At 28.1% G+C, this 12,812-nt stretch carries 13 protein-coding genes; 1 reads left to right on the top strand and 12 read right to left on the bottom strand.

The window, feature by feature from the left end; genetic code table 11:
• Positions 1-132: 132 nt before the first annotated feature.
• From CLAU_RS08875 to CLAU_RS21365, 10 genes are all read right to left on the bottom strand, one after another.
• Complete coding sequence (locus CLAU_RS08875; RefSeq protein WP_013240585.1) at positions 133-654, bottom strand: DedA family protein; 522 nt, start codon at positions 652-654, stop codon at positions 133-135.
• 108 nt (positions 655-762) lie between these two features.
• The gene (locus CLAU_RS08880) at positions 763-1,782 is read right to left on the bottom strand and encodes a sensor histidine kinase (RefSeq protein ID WP_013240586.1); all 1,020 of its coding nucleotides are present in this window, start codon (positions 1,780-1,782) and stop codon (positions 763-765) included.
• Positions 1,779-2,450: a response regulator transcription factor gene (locus CLAU_RS08885; RefSeq protein WP_029170057.1), complete on the bottom strand. Its 672-nt coding sequence runs from the start codon at positions 2,448-2,450 to the stop codon at positions 1,779-1,781. The genes CLAU_RS08880 and CLAU_RS08885 overlap by 4 nt, the downstream gene beginning before the upstream one ends.
• 79 nt (positions 2,451-2,529) lie before the next feature.
• Positions 2,530-4,521 (bottom strand): FtsX-like permease family protein, encoded by a 1,992-nt coding sequence (locus tag CLAU_RS08890; RefSeq protein WP_013240588.1) that lies wholly within the window; start codon positions 4,519-4,521, stop codon positions 2,530-2,532.
• Positions 4,511-5,278: an ABC transporter ATP-binding protein gene (locus CLAU_RS08895; RefSeq protein ID WP_013240589.1), complete on the bottom strand. Its 768-nt coding sequence runs from the start codon at positions 5,276-5,278 to the stop codon at positions 4,511-4,513. Before CLAU_RS08895 ends, CLAU_RS08890 begins: the two co-directional genes overlap by 11 nt.
• Positions 5,279-5,377: 99 nt before the next feature.
• Positions 5,378-6,820 (bottom strand): glycosyltransferase family 39 protein, encoded by a 1,443-nt coding sequence (locus CLAU_RS08900; protein WP_023162473.1) that lies wholly within the window; start codon positions 6,818-6,820, stop codon positions 5,378-5,380.
• Between the two features lie 376 nt (positions 6,821-7,196).
• Positions 7,197-8,348, bottom strand: a complete 1,152-nt coding sequence (locus CLAU_RS08905) for an amidase domain-containing protein (RefSeq protein WP_023162474.1) — start codon at positions 8,346-8,348, stop codon at positions 7,197-7,199.
• 292 nt (positions 8,349-8,640) lie between these two features.
• Positions 8,641-8,772, bottom strand: coding sequence for a hypothetical protein (locus CLAU_RS21360; RefSeq protein ID WP_013240592.1), 132 nt, complete (start codon positions 8,770-8,772; stop codon positions 8,641-8,643).
• A gap of 271 nt (positions 8,773-9,043) precedes the next feature.
• Complete coding sequence (locus CLAU_RS08910) at positions 9,044-9,808, bottom strand: DUF2935 domain-containing protein (RefSeq protein ID WP_023162475.1); 765 nt, start codon at positions 9,806-9,808, stop codon at positions 9,044-9,046.
• An 82-nt stretch (positions 9,809-9,890) separates the two neighbouring features.
• A complete protein-coding gene (locus CLAU_RS21365) occupies positions 9,891-10,022 on the bottom strand; it encodes a hypothetical protein (RefSeq protein WP_023162477.1) in 132 nt (43 codons plus the stop codon).
• A gap of 101 nt (positions 10,023-10,123) precedes the next feature.
• On the opposite strand from CLAU_RS21365, the gene CLAU_RS08915 reads away from it, so the two are divergent.
• A complete protein-coding gene (locus tag CLAU_RS08915; protein ID WP_013240594.1) occupies positions 10,124-10,555 on the top strand; it encodes a nuclease-related domain-containing protein in 432 nt (143 codons plus the stop codon).
• Positions 10,556-10,616: 61 nt separating this feature from the next.
• On the opposite strand, the gene CLAU_RS08920 is transcribed toward CLAU_RS08915, so the two are convergent.
• Positions 10,617-12,161, bottom strand: a complete 1,545-nt coding sequence (locus CLAU_RS08920) for an ABC-F family ATP-binding cassette domain-containing protein (protein WP_023162478.1) — start codon at positions 12,159-12,161, stop codon at positions 10,617-10,619.
• Positions 12,162-12,379: 218 nt separating this feature from the next.
• Positions 12,380-12,655 (bottom strand): CD3324 family protein, encoded by a 276-nt coding sequence (locus CLAU_RS08925; protein ID WP_013240596.1) that lies wholly within the window; start codon positions 12,653-12,655, stop codon positions 12,380-12,382.
• Positions 12,656-12,812: the final 157 nt, after the last annotated feature.

Raw genomic sequence — 12,812 nt, forward strand, 5'->3', positions numbered from 1 at the left:
AAAATTTTTATAATACTATATTTTATTGATTTCTATTTCATCTATTAAGTGCACCTTTTTTGTACACTATGAGTAGATAACTGATAGTTGAATTTTTTCTTGTTTTATTTTAGGCACTGTTCTGTAAATTTTCTATAAACAAATACCTTCTAACAAGTGATGATATTTTACCCAGTTAACTCCAAGGACACTTCCCAATGAAATAAAAGTAGTGGTCCATATAAGAGCTCCTATATATGCATTAACTGAAAATCTTTTATATGACATATCTGCAATGCCTGAAACATACCCCGTAACATGCCTTACACCTGGAATAAAGTAGGCTATAATTAGCAGCTTATTACCATATTTTTTAAGCCATAGAGATACCTTATCAAATTTATTTTTATTCATGTGAATATAATGTCCATGTTTTTCGAAAAAAGCTGATCCTAATATTCTTCCAATAAAATAGGATAGAGTTACACCTATACTTACTCCAAGTGAAGCAATTAATATACTTAAAATTAAACTCATTTTCCCCTTATAAATAACATATCCACAATAGGTCATAAGTGCCTCTCCAGGTAAGGGAAACGCTATAAGTTCCAGCATTAACGCTATTAATAATACAATGTATCCATAATGATTAAATAATCCTATTACATACTGCAAAATTTTCACCTCACATATACAAGTATAACCCTTATGTTATACTCATTGTCTCTACTGCATGGTCACAAAGGATTTCTTAATTTTTCCACACATATTTTAGATCACATTTTAAGTGTTGCATATATCAATCATATCTGACAAAGGAAATATTAATGTAACTTTAGTTCCTTTATTTATATCAGAGTTAATACTAATTTTCAACCCCAATTTTGAACAAAGCTTTTCACATAAATATAGTCCCATTCCTGTGCTTTTGCTAAACTTTCTTCCGTTCTCACCAGTAAATCCTTTTTCAAAAACTCTATTTATATCTCTATCTACTATACCCACTCCATTATCCTCTATAGTTAACATTACTAAATTAGCTTTCTTCGCTGAATATATAATTATCATTGGCTCCTTATTACTTAAGTACTTTATAGAATTTCCTATTATCTGATTTATAATAAATTCAACCCATTTTCCATCAGTATATACAATTTCATCAATATCTTTTATATCTAATTTTATTTTCTTATGAATAAAATCTCTATAATTCCTTTTGACTGCATTTCTTACTGCATTATCAAGGTTAATTTGTTTTATAATATAGTCTTTACTCACATTGTTACTTCGTGAATAATAAAGTACCTGTTCTACAAATCCCTCAATTCTATCCATCTGGAAATCTATTTTATTAGTTACTTCATTTTGATTATTTTCAAGTATAAGTTTTGTAGAAGCTATTGGCGTCTTAATTTCATGTACCCAGGTCTCTATGTATTCTCTATAATCTGCCTGCATATCTTTATAATATTTAACATTCTCATGCATATTTCTGCTTACCACTTTAAGTATAGAATTAAGCTTTTCACCTTCTATAAAGTTTGCTTCTTTTATTACCTCTGGAAGCAGATATTTCTTATCTAATTTTTCTAATATACTGTCAATTTCATCATAATAATTTTTATATTTTATAAATTCTAAGGCCATATATGAAATTAGTGGTAAAAACCAGATGCAAAAAAACAATACAATTATAATGAAGTTAACATTAATAGCAAGCATTATAACTGATAACACAATAAACATCAGCATATTGCATGATATTACTGCCATTTTATCTTTAATAAATTCACCTATACTCATGGCATTATATACCCTAACCCTCTTCTTGTCTCTATTGGATTTTTTATTCCTATCTCTTCAAGCTTCTTTCTTAATCTGTTAATATTAACAGTTAAAGCACTGTCATCTACAAAATAGTCTACTTTCCACAAGTATTCCATAAGTAAATCTCTTTTTACTATACTTCCTCTATTATTTATTAAATAGGAAAGTATCTTAACCTCATTTTTAGTTAGCTCTAAGGATTTGTCTTTATAAATAACCGTTGCATTTGAAAGATTTAAATTAAAGTCTTTGTAATTTAATATATTACTAGTTTTTAAGTTTCCATAGGTTCTTTTTAATATATTTGTTATCCTTGCAAGTAGTATTTCTGTATTATAAGGTTTTGTTATAAAATCATCTGCCCCCAAATTCATACTAATTAATTCATCTGCATCACTATCCCTGCTAGTAACTATTATAATGGGAACATCTGAGGTTTTACGTATTTCTCTACATATATAATAGCCATCAAACTGTGGTAGATTTATGTCTAGCAGTATAAGGTTTGCATTCTCATTTTCAACATATTGTATTATATTATTAAAATCTACAGGAGCTTTCACTTCGTATCCATATTTCATTAAAAAATTTTGTAATTCTTCTCTTATAACTTCATCATCTTCAATAATAATAATTTTTGTCATTATTTTCTTTACCTTTCTATATAGAAGACTATTAAACTTTGGCAAACAAAATTTAATAGTCCTAATAATTATTATAATATTAGATATTATTTTTTACTATATTTTTGTATCCTGTATATGTTGTATAGAAATATCCTACGTAAACTGCGATAAATAATAACGCTGTTGTTAAAGCTGAAAATCTAATATCTATTTGATTAAACTTACTCATCTCTCCATTAACTACTGAAATGGCAATGATAGAATGAATTATCGCAAGCGTAACTGGGAGACTAAAATACATAAAAGTTTGAATGAAGATTGTTTTATCTATCATTTTTTTGTTTGCACCAATTCTCTTTAATGCTTTATATCTTTCTATACTATCACTGGCTTCTGATAATTGTTGAAGAGCAAGTACTGCCATGCTGGTTATTAGAAATATTATCCCTAAATATATTCCTATAAATAATACTGCTGTTGTTCCACCCTTTTCACTGGAATAAATATCATCCTTTGAATAAGCATTCATATCTGAAATACTTAAGCCCTTATACTTGTGATTTAATAAATTCTCGTGTATTTCACTATATTTTTTATTATTTTGTTCCCTATTTTTATTTGAATACATCACATTAAGTATGGATCTGCAAATTTTATTGGACTTTGGTAGAATTTCATCATTTATAACTATCGTTAAATAAGTATCTTGCACTATATCATTTCCGAGATTTTCTTCTATAATTTTATCGTTTTTAACCAAGTACTCTTTTCCTTTAATATTAACTTTCTTATTACTTTTAAGCTTTCCATGAGCTAACTTAACCATCTCATTATAGTTAGACATAAGTAAAACCTCATCCTTGTTTAAGCTTATTTCTTTTTTTCCTCTCAGTTTCAACATTTTATTATAATCGGATATTTTAACAAAGGATACCTTATCATCCTTATGCTCTTCATCTGTAATTGATAATAAACCGCCTACTTTTACTCCTGAAAGATATTCATTGTAAGCTGCATACTTTTCATTTTTACTTGTTTTAAAATTAACCTTAGCTAATACATCTTCTAAATTGTTCTTTTTACTATTATTGTATACTGTTATACTAGCATCAAAAGGTGCCTCTTTTTCAAGCCCTGCTTCAAAATCCTTCTTAAGACTTATTCCTGTAGATAATACAAGTATTGTAATAAATAACATTAAGCATATTACTGACATTGATATAAAATTTGTATTAACTTTACTACTTATTTGTTTTACTACAAATATATTCAATCCTTTTAAATATACATTCTTATTTCTATTTACTATATATAGCATTACTCCAGATAAACTAAAGAAGAATAATACTGTACTTACTACCGAGAGGACTATTAATGGCTTAAACATAGGATTTCTTGTATCTAAACCTATCTTTAGTATAGATTTATACGTAAATCCAAGTAATACCACACATAGAATAAAAGCTAATAAATATGTAAATGAATTTTTAAATTTTATATTTTCATTTTTCCTGCCTGCTGTTAGTAAATCAATTATTTTATACTTAGAAATAACAAATACATTAAATATCATAACAAGCAAAAACATTATTCCAAAGTATAATATAGTCTTACCTATAGCACTTGTTGAAACAGCAAACCTGTATTCATTTATAGGAGTCTCAAATAATTTTAATGTAAAAATAGATAGAACCTGTGATGTTCCCATTCCTAATATAAGACCGACAATTAAAGATATAATTCCAACTATAAGTGTCTCTGCTACTAATATCCTGGATACTTTTCCTTTTCCCATACCTAAAGACATGTATATTCCTAATTCTTTTTTGCGTTTCTTTATTAAAAAATTATTTGCATATAATATTAAACTCCCTAATATCATTGATACAAATACTGATACGCCAGACATCATTTCCATTAACCTGGATATGTATTTTGCATTTGAAGATTTTACATCAATAAGTGCTTTTTGTGAATCTATAGAATTAAAGCTGTAAAATATACAAACAGCCAGTATTAGTGTTAAAAAGTATATCGTATAATCCTTATAACTTTTCTTAATATTGTTTATAGCTATCTTAGAATACATTGTTGTCATCACCTCCAAGAAGAGTTATAACTTCTATAATTTTATTAAAGAATTCTTTTCTAGTGTTATTACCTCTTACAAGCTCGCTGAAGATTCTTCCATCTTTAATAAAAAGTATTCTATGAGCATAGCTTGCTGTAAAAGAATCATGAGTAACCATAAGTATGGTAGTATTCAACTCCTTGTTTAAACTTTCAAATCTTTCAAGTACTAATCTGGCTGATTTTGAATCCAGTGCTCCTGTTGGTTCATCTGCAAGTACCAAAGATGGATTAGTTACTATTGCTCTTGCTGAAGCAACTCTTTGTTTTTGTCCTCCTGACATCTGATAAGGATATTTATTTAATACTTGTCCTATTTCTAAATATTTAGCTACTGATTTTATTTTTTCATCTATTTCTGAAATTTTCTCGCCTTTTATTGTTAATGCTAAAGCAATATTCTCATAAGCTGTAAGAGTATCTAATAAGTTAAAGTCTTGAAATATAAATCCTAACTCATTTTGCCTAAACTTGTCCAATGCTTTTGATTTTAACCTGGTAATGTCACTATCATTTATTATTATCTTTCCCACAGTAACATTATCAATAGTTGATATACAGTTAAGTAATGTAGTTTTACCACTTCCTGAAGGTCCCATTATTCCAACAAACTCCCCTTCATCTACCTTAAAGCTGATATTATCTATAGCCTTTGTTACATTATCTTTACTACCATAATACTTTTCAATTTTTTCTACACTTAATATATTTTGCATTTATAAATCTCCCTTTTTTCTTAGTACTATTCTAAACATTAATGATTTTGTTATCTGATGACATTACCATCAAGCGATTCAATTTTACATGTATATCACTTAATCCGTTGTTTGTCTCACCGGTAATTGATACATTAATATAAATACCCATGATATTATATAACCATACCTCGGTTGTTGCTCAGTAATTAAATAAAGCATCCCAAAACCACAAAATATTATATATAGCAAGTTTATTAGCTTATTATACAAATATTGTTTTACATGAAATAATCGTTTATATATACACATCATTAAAATAATATATAACATTTGAGAATAAAAGAATAATACTATGCTCAAAGTAAATCTTGAATTTAATATGCTAATCTCACCTGTAGACCAATATGCTCCTGAAAAATCACCACTTGACCATTGTCCTATAAATTTAACTATATAAAATCCAATTAATTCATACAACGGTGTACTCGTCAATCTCTCCTTAATAATAGACTTACAAGCTGATTCAACCTTATCATAATTAAAATTATATTTTTCTGCTACTTGACTGTCTTCATTATTCCACATACCTATAGCTTTAATATTTGTACCTTTTAAGGCAGAGGTCCATGCAGCTGGTTCTCTTCCATGCCACAGCGAATATTCTGTTATATTCAATCTTAACAATATGGTGTTAGTAGTGCCTAATGGAATTAAAAATGAAACTATTAATAATATACTTATAGTAATGCTTTTCCTATTTTGATAATAAATTATTAAATAAGAAATGTACGCTATAATAATAACAATACCTACCATTCTAAAAAGATTACCTATACTTAATAATAGTCCTGAAACAAGAATCCACAGTGAACCCTTTTTATTTTTTATTACTAAAATGAATATGTAGATACTTCCTAAAAAAAATGTCATAGCTAAATTTTCTGAACAAATTACAGAATTATAAAATATAAATGCTGGAAATACACATGCTATAAAAGAAATTATGATTGATTCCTTTTTATTTCCGTATAATTCTATACTTATCAAATAAATAATATATACATTTATTGTTGATAAAATTATGTTTATTAATTTAATTACCAATAAAGCATCTGGAAATACTTTAATTATCATTCCAAAATATAATGTTAATATTGTTAAATGGGGAAACCTGGCTATATAGCTTGTACCTTTAAAGACTGAGTAGTCTCCATATGCAAATTTTTGGCCACAATTATAAATTATTTCAAAATCTGAAAATGGTTTAACATCTATTAATAAAATGTATAATAGCCTTAATGAAAATGCTAATAACAAAATTATTAATAATATTACTTTATCAGAATAACCTTTTTTCAAAAGTTTACAAATAAAGTATCCTATTAATGAACAAATCAAAAATAAAATTAAACTACTTACTATTAAGTATATTATATTTTTGAATGATAACTTTATAAGGCTTAAAAATGACATTCCTATACTTCCTAATATAATCATTAAAAAAAGAATTTTTAAAGATATATTCATGAAATTTGTAAGCTTTTTTTTGATATAATTCATACCGCACTCCTTTGCAATATTATTGATAATTTATATAATGCTTTCATTTTGAGATATTAACTGGCTCTATTAACGTCATTTCATGTAACTTATTTTATAAGATTCTATTTATATCATCAATTGAACTATATTTCATTAACATTACATTTTTGTTATATTATTTTCTTTAACATAAACAGAGTTCTAAGCATCAGATGGAGTTTTGACTCCACCTGATGCTTAGAACTCGTTATCCAGGGACGTAGCTGCTCTTTACTCCAACTTAAAGAAGTTGGAGTATTAGAGAAGGTAGTCATCGGATAAATATAGGTCTGCGGCACTAATTTCTTAATGCCGCAGACCTATGTTATAGATGTTCAACCTTAATATAAAATTCTTAATTCCTCATGTGTATGAGAAAAAATCTTATATTTTTATTTCCCCAACCTAAATCCCAGGGTACATGATACCTATCTGTGGTATGGGAGTTAACCAAAGGGTAATTGTGAGAATCAAATCCCGTTACTATTGCAAAATGATCTATATTACCTCTGCCTTTCTCATAAGCTATCAAATCACCTATCTTTAACTTACTAAATACTCCATTAGATGTATTTGATATATTAGCAGTTAACTGATCAAAAGTTCCAATCTTTATAACACTTCCCCTTCCACTGCGTAACAAATAATTTTTTAATCCATCTGCATTTGACCAAGCTCTTGTACCTGGATGCCATTCACCGTTGGTACGCATGGCACCTCCTTCTTTATCTCCCAATACTTGAGATATAAAATTAGTACAGTCTCCCCCTGCTCCATTATAATCATCATATTTCCTATTATACTTAAAGTTATTGCTATTTCCCCAAGCTATACCACAATACTTGTCAGCATAAGCCACTGCGTTTTTCCTGTCATAAACCATTCTCCTTTTACCGCTGAAATTATTGGAATATTTTCTTGAAGAACTTATGTTATTATTTAATGCTGCTGTATAAAGTTGAAGAGAATCTTCAAAGCAATCAGTGTACCAGTCACTAAGTACAAGCCATTTTCCATCTTTTTTTACTACACTTGCCGTATGGCGTATACCTACTCCAAATGAATTTAATGGACTAGCTTCATCATTTTTATATTTATAATCAAACTTATAACTTTCTGCAATAACTAATCTTACTGCGCTACCGTGAGGTATAGCTTTTCTTAAATTTATAGTAGATTTAATATCTTTAAATTCTATATTTCTTTTGCTGCACCAATCCTTCAAGTATTTAGCTCTTTTTACTTCATGCTCTAATGCATATTTACCGCTTGGTCTAGATGTATCATAGTAATTATTCAATGTTGAATAATCACCGGTTTTAAGAGCATCACACCGAAAATTATATATTTTTTGAATTTCTGCACTTATCTCTTCCTTATTTATACTTTCCCTAGACTTACATATTGAACATTTAAGTATAGGGATCGTTAAGAATATAAATATTAAAGTTATGTATTTTAACAATGACATAACTTTAATTTTCTTCATCACATGATTTAATCTCACGAGTAGTCTCCTCCTAAAAGATGGCTTAACAATTTGCCCATTATTTTAATAAACAGAGTTCTTGGCATCAGATGGAGTTTTGACTCCACCTGATGCTTAGAACTCGTTATCCAGGGACGTAGCTGATCTTTACTCCAACTTAAAGAAGTTGGAGTATTAGATCAGGTAGTCATCGGATAAAAACCTTCATATATATGATTAGGAATTTATCATAAAATCATGTGATAAATATATTTCCAAATTTGTGTAAAATTTTGTATTTCATCCTACTTAATACCAAGTATAGCGCTATTTAATGATGTCTATCTTTGTTATTTAAGTATTTAATTATATTAATCATAATTTTTATAAAAGCAAATGTTATACCTTCCAATACAATTAATCCACTTGCAATAATTAAAACTATTCCTACGCTTTGTGACAATCAATATCACTCCTTCTAATTTAAACATATCTATTATTATAACCATTTATAAAAAATATTTTTTCTTTGCGTCTTAAGTTTTAAAAGTGGTATACCACATTGAAAATGGACAGATTGAAATTGCTCAATATAAGATATGCTATGAAAAATAAGAATTTTTAGTAACTTAAAGAAGACTGGGCATGGAGAATACCTAGTCTTCTTTTTTATAATATTGAACCTTCTACAAAACTATGCATATGTAGCTTTGTAAGGTGTACAAAAAGTATATTTAACATTTTTTGCTTTTCATATAATTATTAATTTTATCCAGATAGTATTTATGCTCTCTAATCATATGGTCTGGAAGGAGAGGATTTAATGTACCTATTGCCATAACCTCACAACTGGATCTCAATTTTAATATTTCTTGTAAATATAGGATAAATTTTTTCATTACTTTTTCTATTTCTTCAATCAAGAGCATTAGAGCCTCATTGCCTGATTCACTTTGCATCATCATCATTTGTAATTCATTACCTTTCACTGACAACATATCAAATTTCATCTTAAATTCAAGTGCTTCAGCGCTAAGAATTGATTCAGTAGGATCTAAAAATGAAGCATAAGCCGAGGCATGACCTGAACTATCAGATATCCACTTATTTAATAACTCTATAAAATGTATAGGATCTTGAATACTTTTTAAATAATCTTCTGGATACATAAGTTGAAGTCTAAATTCCATAGCTTCATTTATTTGATGACTAATAAGAGTTGGCGGCAAATTCATCTCTAATTTACAGGTCAAAAGACCTTTAAGTATACTTACTTTAAAATTTATGAAGTCATTAACAGCTTCAATTAAACCAGGTGTATTTTCATTAAAATTGTCTTTGCTTTCAATTTTGTCCATAGTTTTCTGAAAAAAGTTTCTAAAAATTATTGTTTTCTGAATATATGGCACTTCTTTAGATGTTAATGCACTATTTTGAAATATAGCATGGTCTCTCATTATACCTGTCCAAAATAATAAATCTTGTTTTTCATTAGGCAAAAAGCTCCCTCCATACAATTTTCATAATCTACATTTAGTTTATGTATGTTCTTCAATATTGTTACCATAAAACTTATCCATTCTAATATGACCCATTTTTTTCATTCACATATTTCGTAATATTAATCATAATTTTTATAAATACAGCCATTATTGTTCCAATTGTAATTAATCCACCTATAGTAATTAAAAATATCTGTAAACCTCGCGACATCTAATCTCACTCCTCTTCCTAAAATTCAATATTATTTTTATTATTATCACATATTAACTAATATATACACTTACCTCTGTTAGTAAAGGAGTAATACTATTATGGCAATAATTAAAATTATAGCTATGCCGACAAAATCCAATTCATCATTTATTCCAATAATTTATTTGCTATATCATTTGAATAAGGCATCAATATTCTCCTATGGTATAAAAGGCGAGAAAAAAGTTGGCCAAAAAGGAGGAGTTTACTATAAAAACTTTTACAATCCATGTAAACAATCCCGGAGACATGTATACACTTTGAGTTGTTATTTAAAAGAGAATCAACTTGGACATTTGTGGATTCAACCTATAGTAGTATTCACAATAAGATGGAGTTCAAGACTAAAAGTACCTACAAATTCTACTCCTGTTATGAAAGTAAATGAATTACTTTCATTTATAGATAATTTTAAAAGTAAAAATAGAACTATTTCACATGAAGAAATCAAAAAATTAGAGACAATTATTGATACCAAGATAGATTTATAATTGTTTACATAATATGGATAAACTACAGAAAAAAGCCGGTTATTTTAACCGGCTCTAATACTCACGCTTTCCAGTCTTCACAATTCCATACATTCGCTACAATGTCTTCATAAAACTCTGGTTCATGGCACACTAAAATTATGCTGCCGTCATATTCCTTTAAAGCACGCTTAAGCTCATCTTTAGCATAGATATCTAAGTGATTAGTTGGTTCATCCAAAACTAATATATTGGTTGGTTTATTGATGATCTTGCACAATCTAACTTTGGCCTGTTCTCCTCCACTCAATATATTAATAGGACTGTCTATGTGCTGTCTTGTGAGTCCGCATTTAGCAAGGTCACTTCTAACCTCAGTTTGGGTCAAATCAGAAAAAGTCTTCCAAACATCATATAAAACCGTATGGGTATTACTTTCTGCAACTTCCTGCTCAAAGTAGCCTATTTTTTTATAGTCACTTAAAACTACTTTACCATTTACAGGTTTTAATAATCCAAGCAAACTTTTTAATAGAGTTGTTTTTCCTAAGCCATTGGCTCCAGTTATTGCAATTTTTTCTCCTCTTTTCATTTTTAGATTTAGAGGTCTGCTTAAAGGCTTATCATATCCAATAACTAAATTGCTGGCTCTAAAAATTACACTTTCCGGCATTTTTACACTTTTAAAATTAAAGCGAGGTTTTATAAGGTTCTTTTTAATTTCTATTCTTTCAATTTTACTTAGCTTTTTTTCTCTTGCCTTTGCTTGTTTTGCCGTTGCAGCTCTCGCTTTATTTTTTCTCACATAATCTTCAAGCTTTGCAATTTCATTTTGCTGCTCTTTGTATTCAATCTGCAGCTGCTGTTTTCTTATTTCATAAAGCCTGAGAAAATAATCATAATTTCCGTGATATCTAGTTAAGATTTTGTGTTCAAGGTGATATATTACATTGACAACGCTGTTTAAAAAGCTGTTATCATGGGATATCAATATAAAGGCATTCTCATAATTTATTAAATAGCTTTTTAACCATTCTATATGTTCTTCATCCAGGTGGTTAGTAGGCTCATCTAATAACAAAATGTCTGGTGCTTCAAGTAAAAGCTTAGCAAGTAAAACCTTTGTTCTTTGTCCACCGCTTAAATCTGAAACGTCTTTATCTAAAAGTTCTCTAATCCCAAGACCTGCTGCTGTAGATTGTATTTTTGAATTAATACTGTAAAAGTTGTTTTTGTCTAAAGTTTCTTGCATATTTGATAACTTATTGAGAGCTTTGGATAATTCCTTTTCATCCATAGTACCAAGCTTGTTGCATAAGTCACTTATTTTTTTCTCTATATCAAATAACTTTGAAAATGCGCCCTTTAAAGTGTCTAGTGTAGTATTTCCTTTTTTTAGATCAACATGCTGATCCATATAGCCTATGCTAAATTTAGGATTCCATTGAATTGTACCATCATCTGGCAGAAGCTCTCCCGTAATAATTTTCATAAAGGTTGACTTACCTTCCCCATTAGCACCAATAAGACCAATATGCTCTCCTCTTAATAGTTTAAAAGATGTATTTTTAAATAATACTCTTTCACCAAATGAATGGCTCATATTTTCAACTGTTAAAATACTCATTATTTATTTACTTCCTTTATCTATGTATTTCCAATCTAATATATTATGCGCTTTTAAAGCATATCATTTCATGCTATAAATACTCAAGCTCATAAATATTTCTGTATTATATGTGACTATATAGCTAAACAGCCTCAACTATATTCAATTGTTTAGCTATAGTAAAATAAAACAACGGTATATTAGCATACTTTTTTATGCTAATATACCGTTTTACGTTAACCATGTTTTTTTTGTTTTCTGATTATTCTTCTAATACTATTTTCTGTTAAATAATATTGTTTAGATAAGCTTTTAACAGATATTCCTGTACAATACTTATTAAAAATTTCTTTATTCCTTATATAAAGATACTTTTTGGTTTCAGTATTTTCTCCCCAGGATTTTTTATTTTCATTTTTCCTAGGAATATAAATATATCCACCATCAGTATATTTTTGAATTTCTTGAATTATACATTCTGGTAATACACTCTGTGCCTTTTCATATTTCATAAGTCATCTGCTCCAATCTACATTTACTTTGTAAATAATGAAGCAAAGACTGAACAAAACATGTAAAAACTAAATTGATAAATTTATAGGGTCGCTAATTAACTTATACACTACTCATAATGATTTGAAAATGTCATTTTGAAACATACATAAATTA

The sequence above is a fragment of the Clostridium autoethanogenum DSM 10061 genome (assembly GCF_001484725.1).
GTDB classification, from domain to species: Bacteria; Bacillota; Clostridia; order Clostridiales; family Clostridiaceae; genus Clostridium_B; species Clostridium_B ljungdahlii.